This window comes from Leifsonia sp. L25, from assembly GCF_050632895.1.
In genome coordinates this window covers 2,852,103-2,874,385 of sequence record NZ_JBODRZ010000003.1, presented here as the reverse complement: position 1 = coordinate 2,874,385, position 22,283 = coordinate 2,852,103, and the positions used below count along the sequence as shown (strand labels likewise).

The window sequence follows — 22,283 nt, the reverse complement described above, 5'->3', positions numbered from 1 at the left end:
CGCGGTGGAGCCGCGCAAAGAGAAGGAGCGCCGCCCCGAAGGGCGACGCTCCTCATTGGTCTTGCCGATCGCTGCGTACTACAGCGGACGCACCGACTCGGCCTGCGGGCCTTTGTTGCCCGTGCCGACCTCGAACTGCACCTGCTGGCCCTCTTCGAGAACCTTGTAGCCGTTCATGTCGATTGCGGAGTAATGAACGAAAACGTCCTGTCCCCCATCATCGACGGTGATGAATCCGTAGCCCTTTTCAGCGTTGAACCACTTCACGGTCCCGTTCGCCATGCATTACTCCCATTGCTGTGTCGCTCGCCCGGTCCAGCGCCGCGCGTTGACTCCCGATCCTAATGCTTGCAATAGCCGGTGACGCCAGTGTTTTCGCCAATCCGTTACGAAATCGGTCCGAAGTTAAACACGCGTGAAACAAAGGGATGAGCGCGCGTCCACGCGCGGAATGACGCGAGGTCAGCCCGTGTAGTCGCTGCCGACGACCACGGTCAGGTCGGCGCCGCTCGCCGCGAAGTCCTGCGTGAGCGCGATGGTGGCACCGGGGAGCGACTGCGCGACCCCGAGCGCCGCCGCCTGGTTCTTGGGGTCGGAGTAGTAGACGATCGTCTGGGTGAGGTCCTGCTTGTCGGCGTTCGCGACGGCGCCGACCTTCCAGCCGGCCTTGGTCAGGGTGTCGCCGACCTTGCCGCCGAGTCCCGAGGTCGCAGTGCCGTTCAGCACGTTCACCGTGAGCGACGGGTCGACCGTCGGCACGATGGTCGGGGTCGGGGTGGGTGTCGGGGTGTGGGTGCCGCTGGCGTGGGGCGAATTCGGCGAACCGTGGAAAGAGATGGAGCCGCTCACCAGCGAGAGCCCGAAGATTCCGGCAGCCACGAGGACGACGACGGCGAGCGCGGCCCAGCCGACGGCGATCCAGCCGCGACCCTTCGGGCGGGGAGCCCGGTGCGCACCGACGCGCTGCAGACCGTCGGGGATGTCGTCGAACCGGTCTCTCGGGTACTTCTCTGCCATCTACAGGTGTTTCCTCGCGGTGTCAGTCTCCGGACGGGAGTGTCCGGGATCGCCGTGCTGCCAGGCGCGTCTCGCGCAGCCGGAGCAGGCGCTTGACGAGCATGGGGTCGTGCTTGAGCGCCTCCGGTCGGTCGATCAGCGCTCCGAGGAGTTGATAGTACCGGGCGGCGGAGAGACCGAACTCCTCGCGGATGGCCTGCTCCTTGGCGCCGGCATGCCGCCACCATTGACGCTCGAACGCGAGGATGGCGGCCTCACGATCGGTCAGGCCGGCCGCGTCCGGCGCGGGGATCCGGTGGTCCGCAGCCTCTGCCACGTGCACCGCCTCCCCTCACCGTCTTCGAGTCAGCCCTTCCCCGCGCTCGCGCCTCATCCTAGGGGCGCTGTCCTGTGCGTTCCCCGTTTGCGTCCGGCACGTCGCGTGCCGAAAGAGGGAACAGTCGCACAGTCGCCGCCGTTTAGGCTGGGGACGGACGACGAAAGGAACGCACGATGAGCGCATCGCACGACGAGGCCGCGCAGGGCACCTACGGGGTCGAGAAGACCGACGAGGAATGGCGCCGCGAGCTCAGCCCGGAGCAGTACTCGGTGCTGCGCGAGGCGGGCACGGAGCGGCCGTGGACCGGCGAGCTGCTCGACGAGGGCCGCGCGGGCGTCTACACCTGCGCCGCGTGCGGGGCGGAGCTGTTCAAGTCGGGCACCAAGTTCGACAGCGGGTGCGGCTGGCCGAGCTTCTACGAGTCCGTCCGTCCGGAGGCCGTGCAGCTCCTCGAGGACGACAGCCTGGGCATGGTGCGCACCGAGGTGCGCTGCGCGAACTGCGGCTCGCACCTGGGCCACGTCTTCCCCGACGGCTTCGGCACGCCCACCGGCGACCGCTACTGCATGAATTCGATCTCGCTGAACTTCTCGCCAGAGGCCTGATGTCCGGGCTCGTCGAGCGCGTCGCCGCACGCCGGTCCTACTCGCGGGTGACCTCCGCGGCGCCGACGCACGAGGAGCTGCTGCCGCTCGTGGCGGCCGCCGGGCGCGTCGCCGACCACTCGGCGCTGCACCCGTGGCGCGTCATCGAGCTGCGCGGCGACGCGCGTGTCCGGCTGGGCCGCGCGTTCGTGAAGGACGCCTCGGCGACCGGCGAGGAGGCCGAGAAGCTGGCGGCCAAGCCACTGCGCTCGTCGCTGCTGCTCGCGATCGTCGCGGTGCGCGCGGCGAGCGAGAAGGTCCCGGGCTGGGAGCAGGACGCGGTCGCCGCGGGCGTCGCGCACGTCCTGAGCCTGCTGCTCCACGACGCCGGCTGGGGCGCCATGTGGCGAACCGGCCACCACACCCGGTCGAAGGCCGTGCACCGGATGCACGGCCTCGCCGAGAACGAGCGGCTCCTGGGCTGGCTCTACGTCGGCGGCGTCCCGGAGGACGGCAGGGAGGCGCACCGCACCTCCCTGGACCCGGAGCGCTTCCTCAGCGTTCTCGACTGAACCGCTCCGCGGAAGGCTCAACACAGCGGGGTCGCAAAACGCCGTTATCCGTCGCGCGAGACGGCGTGTTGCGACCCCTCTTCGCCGTGGGTGGGACGACGGCGGCCCCAGCGGATGCTGGCGACCGCGACCGCGACGAGGGCGAGCAGCGTCCCGGCGACGGTGGAGAACGCGACCGGCTCGGGCGAGCTCGGCGCGAGCAGGTCGAGCAGGAGCGCTGTCACGAGCTGGCCGGCGACGGTCGCGAGGCCGAGCAGCAGCACGCCCGTGATGCGGACGAGCAGCGCGGCGGCCGCGATGAAGACGCACCCGATCGCGCCGCCGAGATAGAGCCACGGCTCGCTCGGCAGCGGCTTCGGGAGGCCTCGCAGGCTCCAGTCGACGGCCATGATCACCAGGAGCACGGACGTCCCGACCACGAAGTTGACGAAGGTCGCGGTCAGGGCGCTCTCGGCGACCACACGCACCTGGCCGTTGACGGCCTGCTGCCAGCCGAGGCCGAGGCCCGAGATCAGCGGCAGCAGCATCAGCCAGATCGGCACGGGACCGCCGAGCTGCGCGGACACCGCCCAGGTCACGGCGCCGAGGGCGATCAGGGCGCCCGCGAGCCGCGCGGGCGTGATCGGCCGGCGGCCACCCGGGCCGAGGCCGATCCGGTCGAGCACCAGGCCGCTGACGGTCTGGCCGGCCACGACGGCGACCGTGAACAGCGCGACGCCGAGCACCGCGGCGGCGACTCCCTGCGACAGCACCAGGAACGCGCCCGCGGCTCCGCCGGCGACATACCACCAGGGCACGCCCCGCGAGCGGAGTGCGGCCACGACCCGGCCGAACCCGCGCCGGCCGACGGGGGCGACGGCCATCGCGACGATCAGGATCACGAGCCCGGAACCGAACGAGATGACGGCGGCGGTGACGCCGTCGCCCAGCCGCTGCCCCAGCTCGCCGTTGATGCGGGACTGGAGCGCCACCCCCGCCCCGCAGACGATGGCGCAGACGAGCGCGAGCCAGAGGGGAAGGAGCGGGGTGTCACTCGCCCAAGCCTAGGCCGATCGGGCCCCGAGGGCTGGGCGGACGCTCAGGGAGCCGGCGCCTCGCCGTCGGCCGGCGACGGGTGCGGAAGCCAGGGGATGTTCTCCTCGGGCGCGACGTCCTTCTCGAAGTCGAGGTCGTAGTCGTCGCCCTGCTCCACCACGTCGGGCTTGTCGGCGTCGTCGGGCTTGTCGGCGTCGTCGGGCTTCTCTGCGTCGCGTGGTTCCTCGGTCATGCCCTCACCGTACCCGGCGCCTCCCCGGCGAGGAAGGCGATCGGCGACTCGATCGCGTCGGCGATCTCGCGGAGGAACCGCGCCGCCACTCCGCCGTCGGTGACGCGGTGGTCGAAGACCAGGCTGAGCTGCACGATCCGGCGCGGGACGACGGCGCCGTCGACCACCCACGGACGCTCGATGACACGGCCGATGCCGAGGATGGCGACCTCGGGGTGGTTGATGATCGCGGCGCTGCCGTCGACGCCGAGGCTGCCGTAGTTGTTCACGGTGAAGGTGGAGCCTGTGAGGTCCGCAGGCGGCAGGACCCCGTCTCGGGCGGCGGCCGACAACCGGCCGAGCTCGGCGTCGAGCTCGCGCACGCTCGACCGGTCGGCGCGGCGGATCACCGGGACCAGGAGGCCGCGCGGGGTGTCGGCGGCGAAGCCGAGGTTCACCCCGGCGAAGACCTCGATCCCGTCGCCGTCGGCGGTGACCCGCCCGGCGAGTTCGGGATGCCGCGCGAGCGCGCTGAGGGCGAACCGCGAGATGAAGGCGAGCAGCGACGGCGGCTTGCCCGACTTGCCGAGCGCCTGCCTGGCATCCCACAGCTCGGTGGCGTCGACATCGACCCAGACGGTCGCCTCCGGGATCTCGGAGCGGCTGCGCGTCATGGTCTCGGCGACCGTGCGGCGGAGGCGGGAGAACGGGGTGACAGAGGCGATGGCGAGGCCGGTGCGGGGGTCGGTGCCGGACCCGGCTTCGGCGGGCGCCGGGCGGGCGGCGGGCACTGCGCGCGCGCCACGGGCTGCGGGCACGACCGGCGCGGTGGCCTTCGCTGCGGCGAGCGCGGCCTCCACATCGCGTCGTGTGACGACGCCGCCCGCTCCGCTCGGGGTGAGCGAGGCGAGGTCGATGCCGTGGGTGTGCGCGAGCGCGCGGACGACCGGCGACACGACCGGGACGATGCGGCTCGGCGCTCCGGCGGCCACGCCCGTGCCGCGCTGGGCGGTGCGGCCGCGGCGGCGGGCGGTGGCGTGGTCGGTGGTGCCGTAGCCGACGAGGACCGCGCCGGAGCCGGCGGCGACGGGTTCGGGTTCGGATTCGGGTTCGGGTGTCTCGGCCGCCTCCGCGACAGGCTCGGCGGCCCGCGCCGGAGCGGCGACGTGCACCTCGGCGTCCTCCCGTACCTCCAGCAGCGGCGAGCCGACCATGATCGTCTCGCCCTCCTCGCCGTGGCAGACGGCGACGACGCCCGCGTACGGGGACGGCACCTCCACGACCGACTTGGCGGTCTCCACCTCGGCGATCGGCTGGTCGATCGTCACCGTGTCGCCGACCGCCACCAGCCAGCGGACCAGTTCGGCGTCCGCGAGTCCCTCGCCCAGGTCGGGCAGCGCGAAGACCTTCATGCGTCCTCCCACTGGAGGCTGTCGACGGCGTCGAGGACGCGGTCCACTCCGGGAAGGTAGAAACGCTCCAGCTTCGGCGGCGCGAACGGGGTGTCGAAGCCGGTCACGCGGCGCACCGGCGCCTCCAGATAGTGGAAGCAGCGCTCCGAGACGCGGGCGGCGATCTCGGAGGCGACGCTGGCGAAGCCCGGCGCCTCGGCCACCACCACGGCGCGGCCGGTCGCGCGCACCGCGGCGCAGACGGTCTCGTCGTCGAACGGAGTCAGGGTCCGCACGTCGACCACCGCCAGACTGCGGCCCTCCTCAGCGGCGGCCTCCGCGGCGGCCAGCGCCACCGGGACGGTCGGGCCGTAGGCGATCAGGGTCGCGTCGGTGCCCTCCCGGGCGACGCGCGCGCGGCCCAGCTCGGGCAGCGGCGCGGTCGTGTCGACCTCGCCGGTCGACCAGTACAGCTTCTTCGGCTCCATGAAGACCACCGGGTCCGGAGAGGCGATCGCGGCGCGGAGCAGGCCGTAGGCGTCCTGCGGCGTCGCCGGCGACACCACGGTCAGGCCGGGCGTGTGCACGTAGTAGGCCTCGGAGGAGTCGGAGTGATGCTCGACGCCGCCGATCCCACCCGCGAACGGGATGCGGATGACCATCGGCAGCCGGACCTTCCCGCGGGTGCGGTTGCCCATCTTGGCGACATGGTCCACGATCTGCTCGAACGCCGGGTAGGCGAACGCGTCGAACTGCATCTCGACCACCGGGCGCATCCCGTTCATCGCCATCCCGACCGCGGTGCCGACGATGCCGGACTCGGCCAGCGGGGTGTCGAAGCAGCGCTGTTCGCCGAAGCGCTTGGTCAGGCCGTCGGTGATGCGGAAGACGCCGCCGAGCGTGCCGACGTCCTCGCCGAAGACGAGGACCGCCGGGTCCTCCGCGAGAGAGTCGGCGAGGGCGCGGTTGAGGGCCTGCGCCATCGTCATGCTGGCGACCGCGGGCGCGGGCGAGCCTTCCGGCTCCGGCTGCCGGTCGTCGGGCCGCCGGTCGTCGGGCTGCCGGTCGTCGGGCTGCCGGTCTGCTGGGGCGTCGTGCATGAGCGTCATCGGGCGACCTCCTCGGCGCGGGATTCTTCGGCGCGGGACTGTGCGGCGCGGGACTCTGCGGCGAGCTCGGCCGCGAGCAGTTCGGCCTGCTCCCTGAGCTGCGGAGTCGGCTCGGCGTAGACGTACTCGAACAGGTCGAGCGGCTGCGGTTCGGCGTCCGCCATGATCCGGGTGCGGAGGTCGACGGCGATGCGCTCGGCGCGGGCGCGGAACTCGGCGTCGTCGTCGTCGGTCAGCGCGCCCTCGGCCGTCAGCCAGGTGCGCAGGCGCAGCAGCGGGTCGCGGGCGATCCACGGCTCCACCTCCGCGGAGGTGCGGTAACGCGTGGCGTCGTCGGCATTGGTGTGCGACTTCATCCGGTAGGTGAGCGCCTCCACGAGGGTGGGGCCGCCGCCCTCCCGGGCCTCGGTGACGGCCTCCCCCAGCACCGCGAGCAGCGCGGCGAGGTCGTTGCCGTCGACCAGGCGTCCGCGCATCCCGTAACCGATGCCCTTGTGCGCCAGGCTCGGGGCGGCGGTCTGCCGGCTGAGCGGAACCGAGATCGCGTACCCGTTGTTCTGGACGAGGAACACGACCGGGAGGTGGAAGACGGCGGCGAAGTTGAGCGCCTCATGGAAGTCGCCCTCGCTGGTGGCGCCGTCGCCGCACAGCGCCACGACGACGGTGTCCTCGCCGCGCATCCGGGCGGCATGGGCGAAGCCGACCGCGTGCAGGAGCTGGGTGGCGAGCGGGGTCGCCTGCGGGGCCACCCGGTACTCGTTCGGGTCGTAGCCGGAGTGCCAGTCGCCGCGCAGCAGCAGGAACGCCTCGAACGGGTCCACGCCCCGGGACACCACCGCGACCGAGTCGCGATAGGTGGGGAACAGCCAGTCGCGCTCGCCGAGCACCATCGCCGAGGCGACCTCGCAGGCCTCCTGGCCGTGCGAGGACGGGTACACCGCCAGCTTGCCCTGGCGCACCAGCGCGTCGGCCTGGTCGTTGAGCCGCCGGCCGAGCACGAGGCGGCCGTAGCCGTCGCGCAACCGGTCGGTGGACGGGAACGCGTAGTGCTCGTGCGGGTGTGCCGAGCCCTGCTCGTCGATGAGCCGCAACGGGGTGTCGCCCGGCATCAGATCGTCGGCGTGCATCTGTTCTCCTTCGAAAGACGTCGCTGATCATCAGAATGACTTCGCTAGACCCGCTTTGCCACATGTGCGGAACTTTCGAGACGAACGGGTGCACAGCGGCACCATCGATGCCAAACTGTCTCCCATCATGGATGACATCGACACCCGCATCGTGGACGCGCTGCGCGCCGACGGCCGCGCCTCCATCACCGCCGTCGCGGAGGCGGCGCACGTCTCGCGGGCCAACGCCTACGCCCGTGTCTCCCGGCTGGTCGAGGAGGGCGTGATCACGGGCTTCACGGCGAAGGTGGACCCGCGCCGCTCCGGCCGTGCGTCATCGGCGTACGTGACCATGCGCGTGGAGCAGGCGGCCTGGCACGATCTCCGCGCGCGGCTGAGCGCCATCCCGGAGGTGGAGCACTTCGCACTTGTCGGCGGCGACTTCGACGTCATCCTGCTGGTGCGGGCGCGCGACAACGAGGACCTGCGGCGGGTGGTGCTGGAGGAACTGACGAGCATCCCCTCGGTGCACGACACGAAGACCTCCCTCGTCTTCGAGGACCACGACCTCCGGTAACGCGGCGCATTCGTGCCGAATGTCGTGAATGGCGGCGCGATTCGCGACATTCGTGCCGAATGCGTTCGGGGCGATGAGCGCATTCGTGCCGAATCGTGCGGGTGGCGCTACGCTCGCCCCATGGCGAACCCTGCGGCGGGCGCGCTCACGTCGGAGCTCACGGTCGGGGACCTGCTGGCCCTCGCCCGCCTGGGCGATCGTGCCGCCGTCGACGGCCTGACCGTCGCCCTCACCTGGCGGTACGAGCACACCATGACGCTCGCCAAAGCACTCGCGGCGGCCGGGTCCGGGGTCATCCTCTCGCTCGTGGTGCCGGTGCTGCAGTCGAATCCCGGCGTGAACCCGGTGCCGGTGGCCGCGTGGCTCTGGGTGCTCATCGCCGGGACGGTCACCATGCTCAGCGGCGGCGTCTTCTACATGCTCGCCCGCCGCGCCCAGCGCACGTTCGTGCTGGCGCAGGGGTTGCTCGCCGAGCTGCTCGCGCTGCGGCAGCCGCCGGCGCCACCCGCACCGGGAGCGCAGCCGTGAGCACCACCATCGTCGTCGTCCTGGCCTCCTTCGTCGTCGTGCTGGCGGTCGCCCTCACGGTCGCCGCGCTGATCGTGCGGGCCTCCCGGCTGCGGTCTGATCGGGACCGGGCCGCTGCGCTCGCCGGTCCGGCCGCGTGGAGTGCGCTCGACGGCATCTCGCTGTCCGGGTACGCCGACGACGAGCGGGTGCGGGCAGCCGTCGATCATTTCCTCACCGCAGGCCGGCGCGGATGAGCGGCGTGTCCCTCCCTCGCCGGCCCGTCGCCGGCGACCGGGATCCGTCGCGTGCGCACTGGATGGAGCTGTTCTTCGATCTGGTGTTCGTCGCGCTGGTCGGACAGCTCGCGCACGGGCTCCACACCGAGCCCTCGTTCGGAACGCTCGCGGTGTTCGTGGCCCTGTTCGCGTCGGTGTGGTGGTCCTGGGTCAACCTGACCTTCGTCGTGGACGTCTCGCCGCAGCTCAGCGCGCGGCGACTGTCGATCGTGATGCTGATCGCGATGTTCGCCGTCGGAGCGCTCGCGGTCGCGGCGCCGGAGGCGATCGGCGACCGGGCCTGGCTGTTCGCGGCCGGCAACGCACTGCTGCGGGTGCTGCTGCTGGTGGTCTGGATCCGCTTCTCCTGGTCGAACGGGACGGCGTCGCGCGTCCGCATCCTCGCCTACAACGGGTTGACCGCCGTGATCTGGCTGGTGTCGATCGCCCTCCCCTCGCCGGCGGACTATGTGCTCTGGGCGGTCGCCATCGTGTTGGAGGTGGTGCTCCTGACGGCGACCTCCGGTAGCTGGGCGGCGATCGCCCTCGACCGGCTGAACGTCGAGCACCTGTCCGAGCGGTTCGGGCTGCTCGTCATCATCGTGCTGGGCGAGTCGGTGCTGAGCGTCGTGGACGCGGTGTCCAGCGCCTGGACGCTCGCCGCCGGGCTGGTCGGGCTGCTCGGGCTCCTGCTGACCTCCGGGCTGGCGTGGTCGTTCTTCCTCTACGGCGTGGACGCGATGACCAGCGGGCTGGAGCGGCTGCTGGAGGCCGGCGACGCGCGGACGATCCGCGACACGGTCGCCTTCCTGCCGTTCCTGCTGCTGGCCGGAGTCACCGCGCTGTCCGGCGCGCTCGCCGAGGGGATCGCGCACCCGGGCGAGCCGCTGCCGGCGGCGCTGGCGGTGTCCCTGGGCGGCGGGATCGCCCTGTTCTACCTGACGAACGCGGTCATCGCCCGCCGCTACGGCGACCCGTGGCGGGTCGTGCTGCGCTGGGCGGTCCCGGCGGTCGGGCTGTCCGTCGCGCTCGCGGTGGCGGCGCTGTGGCTCCCCGCCGCGGCCGCGATCGGCTGCGCGGTGGGGATCCTCGGGGTGGTCGTGGCGTCGGCGGAGCTCGCCTCGCGGTCGCGGCGGTTGCTCGCGGGTCGGGGTTCTGCGACTATTTACTAGCTGAACGTTCGTTCGGTAATTCGCATTCGAAGGAGCTGCGATGGCGGAGGCCTACCTCGTCGGCGGTGTACGCACGGCTGTCGGCCGCTACGGCGGAGCGCTGGCCGGCATCCGACCCGACGACCTCGCCGCCATCGTGGTGGGCGAGGCGGTGCGACGCGCGGGAGTGGACGGCGCGGCGCTCGACGACGTCATGCTCGGAGCGGCCAATCAGGCGGGCGAGGACAACCGGAACGTGGCCCGCATGGCCGCCCTGCTGGCCGGCCTCCCGGACAGCGTGCCCGGTGTCACCGTCAATCGGCTCTGCGCGTCCGGCCTCAGCGCCGTGACGCTCGCCGGCCAGGCGATCCGCGCGGGCGACGCCGACCTGATCGTCGCGGGCGGCGTGGAATCGATGACACGGGCGCCCTGGGTGCAGGCCAAGCCGCCGCGACCGTGGGCGAGGCCGGGGCCGCAGTTCGACACCTCCATCGGCTGGCGCTTCACCAACCCGCGATTCCTGGAGCGCGACAAGGCCACCTACTCGATGCCGGAGACCGCGGAGGAGGTCGCGCGCCTCGACGGAATCGGCCGGGAGGAGGCCGACGAGTTCGCGCTCGAGAGCCACCGGCGAGCCGCGGCGGCGACCGACGCGGGCCGCTTCGCCGACGAGATCGTCCCGGTCGCGACCTCCGCCGGCGAGGTCACGGCCGACGAGAGCATCCGCCGCGACACCGACGCCGCCGCCCTCGCGGCGCTGCGCCCGGTGGTCACGGGCGGCAGCGTCGTCACCGCGGGGAACTCCTCGCCGCTGAACGACGGCGCATCCGCGATCGTCGTCGCGAGCGGCGACGCCGTGCAGCGCTTCGGCCTGCGTCCGCGCGCCCGGATCGTCGCCTCGGCGAGCGCCGGCGTGGCGCCGGAGGTGATGGGCCTAGGCCCCGTCCCCGCGACCAATCGCGCTCTCGAGCGTTCCGGTCTGGCGCTCAGCGAAATCGGCAGCATCGAGCTCAACGAGGCGTTCGCCGCGCAGGCGATCGCGTGCCTGCGCCGGCTGGGGCTGGACGACGAGAGCGGCCGGACGCGGGTGAACGCCGACGGCGGCGCGATCGCGCTGGGGCACGCGCTCGGGTCGAGCGGCGCACGCATCCTGGTGACGCTGCTCGGCCGGATGGAGCGCGAGGGATCCCGGTATGGGCTCGCCACGATGTGCGTCGGCGTCGGGCAGGGCGCCGCTCTGATCGTGGAGGCCCTGTGATGGCGGCGCCGACGACGCTGGTGGTCACCGAGAGCGCCGACCGCGTGGTCGCGACGCTCAACCGTCCAGAGGTCCGCAACGCGATCGACCAGCGGATGGTGGACGAGCTGCACGCGCTGTGCGACGACCTGGAGCGGGACCCGCGCATCCTCATCCTCACCGGCTCGGAGGGCGTCTTCGCGTCCGGCGCCGACATCGCCGAGCTGCGCGAGCGCACGGCGGCCGACGCACGCCGTGCGATCAACGCGACGATCTTCCTCCGGATCGCCGAACTGCCGATGCCGGTGATCGCGGCGCTCGACGGGTACGCGCTGGGCGGCGGCGCCGAGCTCGCGTACGCGGCGGACTTCCGGCTCGGCACGACGCGGCTGCGGATCGGCAACCCGGAGACCTCGCTCGGGATCATCGCCGCGGCCGGCGCACTCTGGCGGCTTCCGCAGCTCGTCGGCGAGCCGCTCGCGGCCGAGATCACGATGGCCGGACGCGTGCTGAACGGCGAGGAGGCGCTGGCCGCCGGGCTCGTGAGCGACCTGTTCGAGCCGGGCGAGCTGCTCGCCGGCGCGCACGCGCTCGCCGACCGGATCGCGAAGAACGACCCGCTCGCGACCCAGTACACCAAGCAGGTCCTGCGCGCGCCGCTGAGCGACCATCCCCGGGCCGAGCAGGAGGCGCAGGCCGTGCTGTTCGAGTCGCCGGAGAAGCACAGGCGGATGACGGAGTTCCTGGAGCGGAGGACGCGATGAGCGACCAGCAGGCGGGCGTTCCGGAGCATGTCGGCGTCCCGGAGCACGTCGGCATCCCGGAGCACGTGGGAGTGATCGGCGGCGGCCGGATGGGCGCGGGCATCGCCCATGCGTTCCTGATGGCGGGCGCGCGCGTCGCGGTCGTCGAGCGCGACGCCGCCTCCGCCGATGCCGCCCGCGCGCGCGTGGAGGCGGCGATCGACGGCAGCGTGCGCCGCGGCGCGACGGCCCCGGCCCCCGACCGGCTGATCGCCACGACCACCTGGGACGCCCTGCGCGGCGCCGCCCTCGTCGTGGAGGCGGTGCCCGAGCTCCCCGATCTCAAGCACGACGCGCTCCGCCGCGCCGCGGAGCTCCTGGAGCCCGACGCCGTGCTCGCGAGCAATACCTCCTCGCTCTCCATCGACGGGCTCGCCGAGGTGCTGCAGCGGCCCGGCGGCTTCCTCGGCATGCACTTCTTCAACCCCGTCCCGGCGTCCGCTCTGGTGGAGGTCGTGGCCGGCAAGGCGACCGCACCGAGCGCCGTCGACCTCGCCACCGGCTGGGTGACGGCCCTCGGCAAGACGCCGATCGTGGTGCGCGACTCCCCGGCTTCGCGTCGTCCCGGCTCGGTGTGCTGCTCGGGCTGGAGGCCGTCCGGATGGTCGAGGAGGGCGTCGCGTCCCCCGAGGCCATCGACACGGCGATGACGCTCGGCTACAAGCACCCGGTCGGGCCGCTGCGGCTCACCGACATCGTCGGGCTGGACGTGCGGCTCGACATCGCGGAGTACCTCGCGAGCGAGCTGGGGCCGCGGTTCGAGCCTCCCCTCTGCTGCGCCGCATGGTCGCGGACGGCCTGCTCGGCCGCAAGTCAGGGCGTGGGTTCTACGCGTGGGACAGCGACGCTGCGGGCGGAGCGCCGCTCACGCGCGCTCCGGAGCCTCCACGATGAGGTTCGTGATGCGCACCGTGCAGAGCCGGTTGCCGTCCTCGTCGGTGAGGACGACCTCGTGCGAGGTGACCTTCCTGCCGAGCCGGATCGCGGTCGCGACCCCGGTCACGAGGCCGCTGCGCGCCGACCGGTGGTGCGTCGCGTTGATGTCGAGCCCGACCGCGCTGCGTCCGGGGCCGGCGTGGATCACGGCCGCCCAGGAGCCGAGCGCCTCCGCGAACGCCACCGAGGCGCCGCCGTGCAGCAGCCCGAACGATTGGCGGTTGCCCGCCACCGGCATCGTCGCGACGACGCGCTCCGCGGATTGCTCCAGGATGCGCACGCCCATCTTCTCGTCGAGCTCGCCGAGCTCGATCGTCCAGTCTCCGTCGGCCACGGCACCAGCCTATGTCCGATCCCCGCACGTCCGATCCCCGCACGTCCGATCCGCCGGAGCGTCGTCGCTCCAGACCCTCCCGGGAGGTACCGAATCATGAGTCTGCCCAGCTACCTGCTCGATCAGTGGTGGAGCCCGGCGTCCGATGAGGGCGCCGCGGAGGTGCGCGACGCCTCCACCGGCGAGCTCGTCGCCCGCGTCAGCGCCGAGGGCGCCGACCTGGCCGGAGCGCTCGAATACGCGCGAACGGTCGGTCAGGCCTCGCTCGGTGCGCTGACGTTCCACCAGCGCGCTGTCCTGCTCAAGCGGATGGCGCAGGTGCTCACCGAGCGCAAGCAGGAGCTCTACGACCTCTCGGCCCGCGCCGGTGCGACGCGGACCGACGCGTGGATCGATGTGGACGGCGGCATCGGCGCGCTGTTCACCTACTCCTCGAAGGGCCGCCGCGAGCTCCCCAACGCGCAGGTCGTCGTCGACGGCCCGGCGGAGTCGCTGGCGAAGGACGGCTCGTTCCTCGGCCAGCACATCTTCACCCGCCTGCCGGGTGTCGCCGTGCAGATCAACGCGTTCAACTTCCCGGTCTGGGGCCTGCTGGAGAAGTTCGCACCGTCGTTCCTCGCCGGGATGCCGACGCTCGCCAAGCCCGCGACGCCGACCGCGTACGTGGCGGAGGCGATGGTGCGCATCCTGGTGGAGTCCGGGCTGCTGCCCGCCGGGTCGCTCCAGCTCGTGAGCGGCAGCGTTCCCGGGCTGTTCGACCACCTGCGGCTGGGCGACCTGGTGGCGTTCACCGGGTCGGCCTCCACCGCCGAGCGGCTGCGCGCGCACGACTCCGTGCAGACCGGCGGGGTGCGGTTCACGAGCGAGACGGACTCCATCAACGCGTCGGTGCTCGGTCCGGACGCGCTGCCCGGCACGCCCGAGTTCGACGCGTACGTGAAGCAGCTAGTGGTCGAGCTGACCGCCAAGGCGGGCCAGAAGTGCACGGCGATCCGCCGCGCGATCGTCCCGGCCGAGGCGGTGGACCCCCTGTTGGCGGCCGTGCGGTCGCGCATCGAGGAGCGCGTCGTGATCGGCGACCCGCGGGCCGAGGGCGTCACGATGGGTCCGCTCGCGTCGCGCGAGCAGCGGGCGGAGGTGCTGCGCCAGGTGACGCGGCTGGTGGAGGCCGGCGGGGAGCTCGCGATCGGCGGGCTCGACCAGCCGAGCGTCCGCCGCGGCGACGGCAGCCTCGGCGTCGAGCTGGAGGGCGCGTTCGTCGCCCCGATCGTGCTGCGCTTCGCGGACGCCCGCACCCCGGAGGCGCACACCGTCGAGGCCTTCGGACCGGTCGCGGCGGTGCTGCCGTACGACTCGGCCACCGAGGCGGCGGAGCTCGTGGCGCTCGGCGGCGGCTCGCTGGTGACCAGCGCCGCAACGCACGACCCGGACTTCGCCCGCGAGCTGGTGCTGGCGACGGCGGCGTACAACGGCCGCATCCTCCTGCTCGACCGCGACGACGCCCGCACCTCCACCGGACACGGCTCGCCGATGCCGCACCTCGTCCACGGCGGTCCCGGCCGCGCGGGCGGCGGCGAGGAGCTGGGCGGCATCCGCGCCGTACTGAACCACATGCAGCGGACGGCCATCCAAGGCTCCCCCGACCTCCTCACGGCCGTCACCGGCGTCTGGCACGAAGGCGCCGCGGCCGAGACCGGAGGCCCGCACCCGTTCCGCAAGTCGCTCGCGACGCTGCGTATCGGCGACCAGGTGCAGTCCGAGTCCCGCCGGGTCACGCTGGACGACATCGAGACCTTCGCGACCTTCACCGGCGACACCTTCTACGCCCACATGGACGAGGAGGCCGCGGCCGCGAACCCGTTCTTCCCCGGCCGCGTCGCGCACGGTTATCTGCTCGTCTCGTGGGCGGCCGGGCTGTTCGTCGACCCGGCGCCGGGCCCCGTGCTCGCCAACTACGGGCTGGAGAACCTGCGGTTCCTGACGCCGGTCTCCCCCGGCGACAGCATCCGTGTGGCGCTGACGGCCAAGCAGATCACGCCGCGCGAGACGGACGAGTACGGCGAGGTGCGCTGGGACGCGCGCATCCTCAACCAGAAGGACGAGCTCGTCGCCTCCTACGACGTCCTCACCCTCGTCTCGAAGGAGTGACCCCCTCGAAGGGCACGTCAACGCCCCTGGAACGCGGTTTCAGAGGCGTTGACGTGCCCCTCGACGTCAGGAGCGGAGGGCCAGGGCGAGGATGGTGTCGGCGAGTGCGTCCGGGGAGACAGGGCCGGCGGGGTCGTACCACTCGGTCAGCGAGTTGATCATGCCGAACAGCAGGCGGGCGACGACCGCCGGGTCGGCGTCCACCCGCAGCGAGCCCTCGTCGCGCGCCTCGGCCACCAGCGCCGCGACGGCGTGGTCGAAAGCGCGCCGGCGCTGCAGCGCGGCCCGCTCCACCTCGGTGTTGCCCCGCACGCGCAGCAGCAGCGTGACGTACGGGAGGCGATCCACCAGCACGAGAACTGCCCCGCGGAGCACCTGCGCGAGCCGCTCGGCGGCGGTCCCGTGCGTCTCCACGGCTGAGCGCAGCGCGCCCTCCAGACCGTCGAGCGCTTCATCCAGCGCGAGCGCGAGCAGCTCGTCCTTGGAGGCGACGTGGTGGTAGATCGCCGACTTGGACAGCCCGAGGCGCTCGGCCAGCATCCCGATGGAGGTCGCATCGTAGCCGTGCTCGTTGAAGGCGGCGACGGCGACCTCGAGGATGCCGCGCTGGTCGTAGCCGGGCCGGCCCCGGCGCAGGGGCTCGGCCGTCCGGGTGTCGGTCACCCAGCAAGTGTGGCACGAACCCATCCGGCCCGCATATACTGAACGAACGATCAGTCAGTATTGATGGGAGCTGGTTCAATGGCGAACACGACGGAGACCACCGTCCCCACGGATGACGACGCCGCCGGCGAGGCGCTCTTCGAGCAGCTCATCGCCGAGGACTCCCGCATCGAGCCGCGCGACTGGATGCCCGACGCCTACCGCCGCACGCTCATCCGGCAGATGTCGCAGCACGCCCACTCCGAGATCATCGGCATGCAGCCCGAGGCCAACTGGATCAGCCGCGCCCCGAGCCTCAAGCGCAAGGCCATCCTGATGGCCAAGGTGCAGGATGAGGCCGGCCACGGGCTCTACCTCTACTCCGCGACGCAGACGCTCGGCATCACGCGCGACGAGATGACCGAGCAGCTCATCAGCGGGGCGGCCAAGTACTCCTCGATCTTCAACTACCCGACCCTGAGCTGGGCCGACATCGGCGCGATCGGCTGGCTGGTCGACGGCGCGGCGATCTGCAACCAGGTGCCGCTCTGCCGCTGCTCGTACGCTCCGTACGGCCGCGCCATGGTCCGCATCTGCAAGGAGGAGTCGTTCCACCAGCGCCAGGGCTTCGAGATCCTGCTGACGCTCATGCGCGGCACCCCGGAGCAGCAGCGGATGGCGCAGGACGCCGTGAACCGCTGGTACTGGCCGTCGCTGATGATGTTCGGGCCGCCGGACGCCGACTCCCCGAACTCCGCGCGCTCGATGGCGTGGAAGATCAAGCGGTTCTCCAACGACGAGCTGCGGCAGCGGTTCGTCGGGATGCTCGTCCCGCAGGCGGAAGCGCTCGGCGTGACGTTCCCCGACCCGGACCTGAAGTGGAACGAGGGGCGCCAGGCGTACGACCTCGGCGAGATCGACTGGAGCGAGCTGCAGCGCGTCATCGCGGGCGAAGGCCCGTGCAACGCGCAGCGGCTGCAGCGCCGCCGCGACGCGCACGAGCACGGCGCATGGGTGCGCGAGGCGGCTGCGGCGTACGCCGCCAAGAGGGCGCAGCGCGCCCAGGAGGTCGCGGCATGACCGACAAGCAGCCACCCGCCCACGAGGTCTGGCCGCTGTGGGAGGTCTTCGTGCGCGCCTCCCGCGGCCTCAGCCACGTGCACGTCGGCTCACTGCACGCGCCCGACGAGGAGCTCGCGGTGCGCAACGCCCGCGACCTCTACACGCGGCGCGGCGAGGGCGTGTCGATCTGGGTGGTCCGCTCCGACGCGATCACCACGAGCGACCCGTCCGCCAAGGACGCGTTCTTCACCTCGCCGGAGGGCAAGAACTACCGGCACGCCACGTACTACACGGAGAGCGAAGGGGTGAAGCACCTGTGACCGACGCGCACACGCACGACGACCTCCACGGCGACGACCTCCACGCTCACGACGAGCACGGTCATGTCGAGCTCAGCACCGTGACCCTGTCGGCCGAGTTCGTCGCCGACGAGGCCACGGCCTCCCCTGACACCGCCGAGTACGCGCTCTGGCTCGGCGACGACTCGCTCGTACTCGCCCAGCGGCTCGGCTGGTGGATCTCCCGCGCGCCCGAGCTGGAGGAGGACGTCGCGCTGGCGAACATCGCCCTCGACCTGCTCGGCCACGCACGCTCGCTGCTGCGCTACGCCGGCAGCGCCACCGAGCGGTCGGAGGACGACCTGGCCTACTGGCGCGACGAGCAGGACTTCCGCTCGGCGCACCTCTTCGAGCAGCCGAACGGCGACTTCGCGCACACGATCGTGCGGCAGTTCGCGGCCGCCCACTACCTCTTCGAGCTCTACGACCGGCTGCGCGCCTCGGAGGACCCGGTGCTCGCGGCGATCGCGGGCAAGGCCGTCAAGGAGGTCGCGTACCACTGCGACCACGCCGACCAGTGGGTGCTCCGGCTGGCTCTCGGCACCGACGAGTCCCGACGGCGCACGCTCACCGCGTTCGACGACCTGTGGCCGTACGTGGCGGAGCTCTTCCGCGACGAGCCGCTGATGGACCGGCTGGAGGGCGTGGCCCCGCGGCCGTCGACGCTGCGCGAGGCGTTCGACGCTGCCATCGCCCCGATCCTCGCCGAGTCCGAGGTCAAGCTCCCGAGCACGTTCACCGCCGCCGGCGGCGGACGCCGGGGCCGGCACTCCGAGCACCTCGCCCCGCTGCTGGCCGAGATGCAGGTGCTCACCCGCTCGCACCCCGGAGCGACCTGGTGACCGGGCACGCGGCCGAGGCCGGCCGGGCCTGGGCGGCCGCCGCGGCGGTCCTCGACCCCGAAGTCCCCGTGCTGAACATCGACGACCTGGGCGTGCTGCGCGCGGTGACCGTGACCGACACCGGGGTGGAGGTCGTGCTCACGCCGACCTACTCCGGCTGCCCGGCGATGGACGCCATCCGCGAGGACGTCGTACGCGCTCTGGCCGCCGAGGGCTTCGGCGACGTGCGGGTCAGCCTCGCCCTTGCCCCGGCCTGGACGACCGACTGGATCAGCGAGCACGGCCGCGCCGCGCTCCGCGACTACGGCATCGCGCCGCCCTCCGGCGCCGGTCCCGTGCGACTCACGCTCGCGATCAAGTGCCCGCACTGCGGCTCGCTGAAGACCCATGAGGTCTCCCACTTCGGCTCCACCGCGTGCAAGGCGCTGTTCGTCTGCGACGAGTGCGGCGAGCCGTTCGACCACTTCAAGGCTCTGTGAGGTCCCCCTGATGGCACGGGCGCGATTCCACACGCTCGCGGTCGCCGAGGTGCGCCCGCTGACCGCAGCAAGCGTCGAGGTGACTTTCACGGTCCCCGACGACCTGCACGGCGAGTACGACTATCTGCCCGGCCAGCACGTCGCCCTCCGTGCGACGGTCGACGGCACGGAGTTGCGGCGCAGCTACTCGATCTGCCGCCCGCCGACACCGGGCCGGATCAGCGTCGCGATCAAGCGCGACCTGGGCGGCGCGTTCTCCACCTGGGCGACCAGCGAGCTGCGCGCGGGCGACCGGATCGACGTGATGAGCCCGCAGGGGACGTTCACGATCGACCTCGGCGCGCTCGACGGGGTGCACGTCGCCGGGATCGCGGCAGGGTCGGGGATCACCCCGCTGATGGCGCTGGCCTCCAGTGTGCTGGCGGCCTCCGACACCAGCACGTTCACGCTCGTGTACACGAACCGCACGGCGATCGACGTGATGTTCCTGGAGGAGCTGGCCGACCTCAAGGACCGCTACCCGTCGCGCCTCGCCCTGCACCACGTGCTCTCGCGGGAGCAGCGCTTCGCGCCGCTGCTGTCCGGACGGATCGACGAGGAGCGGCTGCGCACCATCCTCGACGCGCTGCTGCCCCCGGACACCGTCGACCAGTGGTTCCTGTGCGGGCCGTTCGAGCTGGTGCAGCTCTGCCGCGACGTGCTGGAGACGTACGACGTGCCGCGGAGCAGCGTCCACTTCGAGCTGTTCACGACCGGCGAACCGGGTGAGGTCCGCGGAGACATCGGCCACCCGGTCGTCGTGCACGAGGGCGAGAAGACGGCGGAGATCGAGTTCACACTCGACGGGCAGACCTCCACGGTGACGACGCCTGTGGACGCGAACGAGTCGGTGCTCAACGCGGCGCTGCGGGTGCGGCCGGACGTGCCGTTCGCCTGCACCGGCGGCGTCTGCGGCACCTGCCGCGCCCGGCTGCTCTTCGGCGACGTGCGCATGACGGAGAACTACGCGCTGGAACCGGAGGAGCTGGAGGCCGGCTACGTGCTCACCTGCCAGTCGCACCCGCTCACCGAGAAGGTCGCGGTGGACTATGACGTCTGAGGAGGCGCCGTGATCGAGCTCACCATCCAGGACGACATCGCGCACGTCACGCTGAACGCGCCGGAGCGGCTCAACGCGCTCGGGCCCGACGACCTCCGCGCGCTCGACGCCGCCTACGCCGAGGCGGAGGCCGCCGGAGTGCGTGCGCTCGTCCTCCGCGGCGAGGGCCGATCGTTCTGCGCCGGCCGCGACATCGCGGGCGTCGATCCGGCGACGGACGATGTGTCCGGGTATCTCGACGGGCTGGTGACGCCGCTGCTGCGCCGGATGAGCGCTTTCCCGGCGCCGACCTTCGCGGCGGCGCGCGGCGCGGCCCTCGGGGTCGGCCTCGGTCTCCTGGTCGCCACGGACGTCGTCTACGTCGCCGAGGACGCGAAGGTCGGCTCGCCGTTCGCCGCTCTCGGCGCCGCGCTCGACTCGGGAGGCCACTGGCTGCTGGTCTCCAGGCTCGGCCCGCACCGCGCCCTCGACCTCATCTACTCCGGGAAGCTGATCTCCGGAGCGGAGGCCGTGTCCGGCGGCCTGTTCAGCCGCGCGCTGCGCGCCGACGCCGTCGAGGCCGCGGTCGAGGACGCCGCGACCGCCGCCGCCCGCGGCGCGACCCAGGCCTTCCTCGCCAGCAAACGCATCGTCGCCGGCCTCCGCGACGGCGACCTCGACCTCTGGTCATCGGTTGACGCCGAGACCCGCGCCCAGACGACCCTCCGCAACACCGCCGACTACCACGAAGGCTTCGCCGCCTTCCAACAGAAGCGCCCCCCGACCTTCCACGGCCACTGAGCTATCGTTTCCTCACTTTCTCCCCCGACACGCCGAATGGAGGCGGGAGAAAGTGAGGAAGCGATGGCTGGGTTACGGAATGTGGCGGAGGACGTGCGTAGCTGCGGGAACGCATGCATTCTGGAGCGCATGACCCGGCAGATCCGTTTCAACGCTTTCGACATGAACTGCGTCGCCCATCAGTCCTCCGGGATGTGGCGTCACCCTGACGACCAGGCCTGGCGGTACAAGGACCTCACCTACTGGACCGAGCTCGCGAAGCTGCTCGAGCGCGGCACCTTCGACGGGATCTTCATCGCCGACGTGCTCGGCACCTACGACGTCTACGGCGGCAGCAACGAGGCCGCGATCCGCCACGGCGCCCAGGTGCCGGTCAACGACCCGCTCCTCCTGGTCTCCGCGATGGCGCTGGTGACCGAGAACCTGGGCTTCGGCGTCACCGCCGGCACCGCCTACGAGCACCCGTACCCGTTCGCCCGCCGCATGTCGACACTCGACCACCTGACCAACGGCCGGGTCGGCTGGAACGTCGTCACCGGCTACCTGCCGTCCGCCGCGCGCAACATGGGCCACGACGACCAGCTCCAGCACGACGACCGCTACGACCACGCCGACGAGTACCTGGAGGTGCTCTACAAGCTGTGGGAGGGCTCCTGGGAGGACGACGCCGTCATCCGCGACCGCGAGTCCGGCGTCTTCACCGACCCGGCGAAGGTGCACGAGATCGGCCACAAGGGCAAGCACTTCACCGTCCCGGGCATCCACCTCTCCGAGCCGAGCCCGCAGCGCACGCCCGTGATCTACCAGGCCGGCGCATCCAAGCGCGGCATCTCGTTCGCGGCGGAGAACGCCGAGGCGATCTTCGTCGCGGCCTCCACCAAGGAGGGCCTGAAGGAGACCGTCGGCAAGCTCCGCGACGCGCTGGAGGCCGCCGGCCGCGACCGCTACTCCGCCCGCATCTACACGCTGCTCACGATCATCACCGACGAGACGGACGAGAAGGCGCAGGCGAAGTTCGAGGACTTCCTCCAGTACACGAACGACGAGGGCGCCCTGGTCTTCATGTCGGGCTGGATGGGCGTCGACCTGTCGCAGTACGACCTGGACGAGCCGATCGGCAACGTCAAGAGCAACGCCATCCAGTCGGCGGTGGCCAACTTCCAGCGGCCGAACGCGGAGGGCGGCGAGTGGACGGTGCGCGACATCGGCCGCAACGGCGTCATCGGCGGCCTCGGCCCGTTCATCGTGGGCGGCGCGGTCAGCATCGCCGACCAGCTCCAGGAGTGGGTCGAGGAGACCGACGTGGACGGGTTCAACCTTGCCTACGCGATCACGCCCGGCACGTTCGAGGACATCGTGGAGTTCGTCATCCCCGAGCTGCGCAAGCGCGGCGCCTACCCGGAGGCCTACGCCGAGGGAACGCTGCGCAACAAGCTGCACGGCGCGGGCGACCGCCTCCCGGAGAACCACCGCGGGGCGAAGTACCGCATCGGCGCACAGGTCCCGCAGGCCTGATCCGCGACGCGGCTGCCGCGGTAGACAGCGTGGTCTGTCTGCCCGCGGCGCCGCGCGCACCCACAATTCGCGCAGGGCGGGCATGGGCTTCGAAGATGTCCGCCTACACGGCGCCCGGCGTGCGGGTAACACGTCGGGCGCCGTGGTGGTCCGGGGCCGAACCGCATCGGGCCGGATCACGTCGGCCCGGATCGCGTCGCGTCGCGTCGCG

General features: G+C 72.1%; 26 protein-coding genes and 1 pseudogene. 17 read left to right on the top strand and 10 right to left on the bottom strand.

Annotated elements, in window-relative coordinates; all coding sequences use genetic code 11:
• Positions 1-78 precede the first annotated feature (78 nt).
• The 3 genes from ACRAWC_RS18490 to ACRAWC_RS18480 all read right to left on the bottom strand — a co-directional run bounded on the left by ACRAWC_RS18490 (position 79) and on the right by ACRAWC_RS18480 (position 1,339).
• A complete protein-coding gene (locus tag ACRAWC_RS18490; protein ID WP_382459023.1) occupies positions 79-282 on the bottom strand; it encodes a cold-shock protein in 204 nt (67 codons plus the stop codon).
• Positions 283-462: 180 nt separating this feature from the next.
• Positions 463-1,017 (bottom strand): LytR C-terminal domain-containing protein, encoded by a 555-nt coding sequence (locus tag ACRAWC_RS18485; RefSeq protein WP_431349035.1) that lies wholly within the window; start codon positions 1,015-1,017, stop codon positions 463-465.
• 22 nt (positions 1,018-1,039) lie between these two features.
• Positions 1,040-1,339 (bottom strand): DUF3263 domain-containing protein, encoded by a 300-nt coding sequence (locus ACRAWC_RS18480; protein ID WP_431349034.1) that lies wholly within the window; start codon positions 1,337-1,339, stop codon positions 1,040-1,042.
• Positions 1,340-1,509: 170 nt separating this feature from the next.
• Here ACRAWC_RS18480 and msrB point away from each other — a divergent pair, with 170 nt between their 5' ends.
• Together msrB and ACRAWC_RS18470 are read left to right on the top strand one after the other, a co-directional pair.
• Positions 1,510-1,941, top strand: a complete 432-nt coding sequence (gene msrB / locus ACRAWC_RS18475) for a peptide-methionine (R)-S-oxide reductase MsrB (RefSeq protein WP_431349033.1) — start codon at positions 1,510-1,512, stop codon at positions 1,939-1,941.
• Positions 1,941-2,492 carry a nitroreductase family protein gene (locus ACRAWC_RS18470; protein ID WP_431349032.1) on the top strand — a complete coding sequence of 184 codons (552 nt, stop codon included), beginning with the start codon at positions 1,941-1,943 and terminating at the stop codon, positions 2,490-2,492. Before msrB ends, ACRAWC_RS18470 begins: the two co-directional genes overlap by 1 nt.
• 44 nt (positions 2,493-2,536) lie before the next feature.
• Here ACRAWC_RS18470 and ACRAWC_RS18465 read toward each other — a convergent pair whose 3' ends face one another.
• The 5 genes from ACRAWC_RS18465 to pdhA form a co-directional block, all read right to left on the bottom strand.
• Positions 2,537-3,463 (bottom strand): DMT family transporter, encoded by a 927-nt coding sequence (locus ACRAWC_RS18465; protein ID WP_431349031.1) that lies wholly within the window; start codon positions 3,461-3,463, stop codon positions 2,537-2,539.
• Between the two features lie 107 nt (positions 3,464-3,570).
• Positions 3,571-3,759, bottom strand: coding sequence for a hypothetical protein (locus ACRAWC_RS18460; RefSeq protein ID WP_431349030.1), 189 nt, complete (start codon positions 3,757-3,759; stop codon positions 3,571-3,573).
• A complete protein-coding gene (locus ACRAWC_RS18455; protein ID WP_431349029.1) occupies positions 3,756-5,150 on the bottom strand; it encodes a dihydrolipoamide acetyltransferase family protein in 1,395 nt (464 codons plus the stop codon). Before ACRAWC_RS18455 ends, ACRAWC_RS18460 begins: the two co-directional genes overlap by 4 nt.
• A complete protein-coding gene (locus ACRAWC_RS18450; RefSeq protein ID WP_431349028.1) occupies positions 5,147-6,238 on the bottom strand; it encodes an alpha-ketoacid dehydrogenase subunit beta in 1,092 nt (363 codons plus the stop codon). The genes ACRAWC_RS18455 and ACRAWC_RS18450 overlap by 4 nt, the downstream gene beginning before the upstream one ends.
• Positions 6,235-7,365 (bottom strand): pyruvate dehydrogenase (acetyl-transferring) E1 component subunit alpha, encoded by a 1,131-nt coding sequence (gene pdhA / locus ACRAWC_RS18445; protein WP_431349027.1) that lies wholly within the window; start codon positions 7,363-7,365, stop codon positions 6,235-6,237. The genes ACRAWC_RS18450 and pdhA overlap by 4 nt, the downstream gene beginning before the upstream one ends.
• A gap of 127 nt (positions 7,366-7,492) precedes the next feature.
• Here pdhA and ACRAWC_RS18440 point away from each other — a divergent pair, with 127 nt between their 5' ends.
• The 7 genes and pseudogenes from ACRAWC_RS18440 (at position 7,493) to ACRAWC_RS18410 (ending at position 12,791) form a co-directional block, all read left to right on the top strand.
• Entirely contained in the window at positions 7,493-7,921 is a 429-nt protein-coding gene (locus ACRAWC_RS18440) for an Lrp/AsnC family transcriptional regulator (RefSeq protein WP_431349026.1), read from the top strand.
• 120 nt (positions 7,922-8,041) lie between these two features.
• Positions 8,042-8,449: a hypothetical protein gene (locus ACRAWC_RS18435; protein WP_431349025.1), complete on the top strand. Its 408-nt coding sequence runs from the start codon at positions 8,042-8,044 to the stop codon at positions 8,447-8,449.
• Complete coding sequence (locus ACRAWC_RS18430; RefSeq protein ID WP_431349024.1) at positions 8,446-8,685, top strand: hypothetical protein; 240 nt, start codon at positions 8,446-8,448, stop codon at positions 8,683-8,685. Before ACRAWC_RS18435 ends, ACRAWC_RS18430 begins: the two co-directional genes overlap by 4 nt.
• The gene (locus tag ACRAWC_RS18425; protein WP_431349023.1) at positions 8,682-9,878 is read left to right on the top strand and encodes a low temperature requirement protein A; all 1,197 of its coding nucleotides are present in this window, start codon (positions 8,682-8,684) and stop codon (positions 9,876-9,878) included. Before ACRAWC_RS18430 ends, ACRAWC_RS18425 begins: the two co-directional genes overlap by 4 nt.
• Positions 9,879-9,918: 40 nt before the next feature.
• Positions 9,919-11,115: a thiolase family protein gene (locus ACRAWC_RS18420; RefSeq protein ID WP_431349022.1), complete on the top strand. Its 1,197-nt coding sequence runs from the start codon at positions 9,919-9,921 to the stop codon at positions 11,113-11,115.
• Positions 11,115-11,858, top strand: a complete 744-nt coding sequence (locus ACRAWC_RS18415; RefSeq protein WP_431349021.1) for an enoyl-CoA hydratase/isomerase family protein — start codon at positions 11,115-11,117, stop codon at positions 11,856-11,858. The genes ACRAWC_RS18420 and ACRAWC_RS18415 overlap by 1 nt, the downstream gene beginning before the upstream one ends.
• Positions 11,855-12,791, top strand: a pseudogene (locus ACRAWC_RS18410) (3-hydroxyacyl-CoA dehydrogenase family protein). Before ACRAWC_RS18415 ends, ACRAWC_RS18410 begins: the two are co-directional and overlap by 4 nt.
• On the opposite strand, the gene ACRAWC_RS18405 reads toward ACRAWC_RS18410, so the two are convergent.
• The gene (locus ACRAWC_RS18405) at positions 12,763-13,167 is read right to left on the bottom strand and encodes a PaaI family thioesterase (RefSeq protein ID WP_369962442.1); all 405 of its coding nucleotides are present in this window, start codon (positions 13,165-13,167) and stop codon (positions 12,763-12,765) included. The pseudogene ACRAWC_RS18410 and the gene ACRAWC_RS18405 overlap by 29 nt on opposite strands.
• Positions 13,168-13,263: 96 nt before the next feature.
• Here ACRAWC_RS18405 and paaZ point away from each other — a divergent pair, with 96 nt between their 5' ends.
• Positions 13,264-15,315: a phenylacetic acid degradation bifunctional protein PaaZ gene (gene paaZ / locus ACRAWC_RS18400; RefSeq protein ID WP_431349020.1), complete on the top strand. Its 2,052-nt coding sequence runs from the start codon at positions 13,264-13,266 to the stop codon at positions 15,313-15,315.
• 66 nt (positions 15,316-15,381) lie between these two features.
• Here paaZ and ACRAWC_RS18395 read toward each other — a convergent pair whose 3' ends face one another.
• Positions 15,382-16,002 (bottom strand): TetR/AcrR family transcriptional regulator, encoded by a 621-nt coding sequence (locus ACRAWC_RS18395; protein ID WP_431349019.1) that lies wholly within the window; start codon positions 16,000-16,002, stop codon positions 15,382-15,384.
• A 54-nt stretch (positions 16,003-16,056) separates the two neighbouring features.
• Here ACRAWC_RS18395 and paaA point away from each other — a divergent pair, with 54 nt between their 5' ends.
• From paaA to ACRAWC_RS18360, 7 genes are all read left to right on the top strand, one after another.
• Complete coding sequence (gene paaA, locus ACRAWC_RS18390) at positions 16,057-17,037, top strand: 1,2-phenylacetyl-CoA epoxidase subunit PaaA (RefSeq protein ID WP_431349018.1); 981 nt, start codon at positions 16,057-16,059, stop codon at positions 17,035-17,037.
• The gene (paaB, locus tag ACRAWC_RS18385; RefSeq protein ID WP_431349017.1) at positions 17,034-17,339 is read left to right on the top strand and encodes a 1,2-phenylacetyl-CoA epoxidase subunit PaaB; all 306 of its coding nucleotides are present in this window, start codon (positions 17,034-17,036) and stop codon (positions 17,337-17,339) included. The genes paaA and paaB overlap by 4 nt, the downstream gene beginning before the upstream one ends.
• Complete coding sequence (paaC, locus tag ACRAWC_RS18380; protein ID WP_431349016.1) at positions 17,336-18,199, top strand: 1,2-phenylacetyl-CoA epoxidase subunit PaaC; 864 nt, start codon at positions 17,336-17,338, stop codon at positions 18,197-18,199. The genes paaB and paaC overlap by 4 nt, the downstream gene beginning before the upstream one ends.
• On the top strand, positions 18,196-18,678 hold the full coding sequence (gene paaD, locus ACRAWC_RS18375) for a 1,2-phenylacetyl-CoA epoxidase subunit PaaD (protein WP_431349015.1): 483 nt from the start codon (positions 18,196-18,198) through the stop codon (positions 18,676-18,678). The genes paaC and paaD overlap by 4 nt, the downstream gene beginning before the upstream one ends.
• 10 nt (positions 18,679-18,688) lie before the next feature.
• The gene (gene paaE / locus ACRAWC_RS18370; protein WP_431349014.1) at positions 18,689-19,777 is read left to right on the top strand and encodes a 1,2-phenylacetyl-CoA epoxidase subunit PaaE; all 1,089 of its coding nucleotides are present in this window, start codon (positions 18,689-18,691) and stop codon (positions 19,775-19,777) included.
• Between the two features lie 9 nt (positions 19,778-19,786).
• On the top strand, positions 19,787-20,557 hold the full coding sequence (locus tag ACRAWC_RS18365) for an enoyl-CoA hydratase/isomerase family protein (RefSeq protein WP_431349013.1): 771 nt from the start codon (positions 19,787-19,789) through the stop codon (positions 20,555-20,557).
• A 129-nt stretch (positions 20,558-20,686) separates the two neighbouring features.
• Entirely contained in the window at positions 20,687-22,072 is a 1,386-nt protein-coding gene (locus ACRAWC_RS18360; RefSeq protein WP_431349012.1) for an LLM class flavin-dependent oxidoreductase, read from the top strand.
• The last annotated feature ends 211 nt before the right edge of the window (positions 22,073-22,283 follow it).

Coding starts and splice junctions, on each gene's coding strand:
- ACRAWC_RS18470 (WP_431349032.1), top strand. CDS start 1,941: ATGTCCGGGCTCGTCGAGCGCGTCGCCGCACGCCGGTCCTACTCGCGG.
- ACRAWC_RS18415 (WP_431349021.1), top strand. CDS start 11,115: ATGGCGGCGCCGACGACGCTGGTGGTCACCGAGAGCGCCGACCGCGTG.
- paaZ (WP_431349020.1), top strand. CDS start 13,264: ATGAGTCTGCCCAGCTACCTGCTCGATCAGTGGTGGAGCCCGGCGTCC.
- ACRAWC_RS18435 (WP_431349025.1), top strand. CDS start 8,042: ATGGCGAACCCTGCGGCGGGCGCGCTCACGTCGGAGCTCACGGTCGGG.
- pdhA (WP_431349027.1), bottom strand. CDS start 7,365: ATGCACGCCGACGATCTGATGCCGGGCGACACCCCGTTGCGGCTCATC.
- ACRAWC_RS18485 (WP_431349035.1), bottom strand. CDS start 1,017: ATGGCAGAGAAGTACCCGAGAGACCGGTTCGACGACATCCCCGACGGT.
- ACRAWC_RS18460 (WP_431349030.1), bottom strand. CDS start 3,759: ATGACCGAGGAACCACGCGACGCAGAGAAGCCCGACGACGCCGACAAG.
- ACRAWC_RS18440 (WP_431349026.1), top strand. CDS start 7,493: ATGGATGACATCGACACCCGCATCGTGGACGCGCTGCGCGCCGACGGC.
- ACRAWC_RS18425 (WP_431349023.1), top strand. CDS start 8,682: ATGAGCGGCGTGTCCCTCCCTCGCCGGCCCGTCGCCGGCGACCGGGAT.
- ACRAWC_RS18420 (WP_431349022.1), top strand. CDS start 9,919: ATGGCGGAGGCCTACCTCGTCGGCGGTGTACGCACGGCTGTCGGCCGC.
- ACRAWC_RS18360 (WP_431349012.1), top strand. CDS start 20,687: ATGACCCGGCAGATCCGTTTCAACGCTTTCGACATGAACTGCGTCGCC.
- ACRAWC_RS18450 (WP_431349028.1), bottom strand. CDS start 6,238: ATGACGCTCATGCACGACGCCCCAGCAGACCGGCAGCCCGACGACCGG.
- paaB (WP_431349017.1), top strand. CDS start 17,034: ATGACCGACAAGCAGCCACCCGCCCACGAGGTCTGGCCGCTGTGGGAG.
- msrB (WP_431349033.1), top strand. CDS start 1,510: ATGAGCGCATCGCACGACGAGGCCGCGCAGGGCACCTACGGGGTCGAG.
- paaE (WP_431349014.1), top strand. CDS start 18,689: ATGGCACGGGCGCGATTCCACACGCTCGCGGTCGCCGAGGTGCGCCCG.
- paaA (WP_431349018.1), top strand. CDS start 16,057: ATGGCGAACACGACGGAGACCACCGTCCCCACGGATGACGACGCCGCC.
- ACRAWC_RS18395 (WP_431349019.1), bottom strand. CDS start 16,002: ATGGGTTCGTGCCACACTTGCTGGGTGACCGACACCCGGACGGCCGAG.
- ACRAWC_RS18455 (WP_431349029.1), bottom strand. CDS start 5,150: ATGAAGGTCTTCGCGCTGCCCGACCTGGGCGAGGGACTCGCGGACGCC.
- ACRAWC_RS18490 (WP_382459023.1), bottom strand. CDS start 282: ATGGCGAACGGGACCGTGAAGTGGTTCAACGCTGAAAAGGGCTACGGA.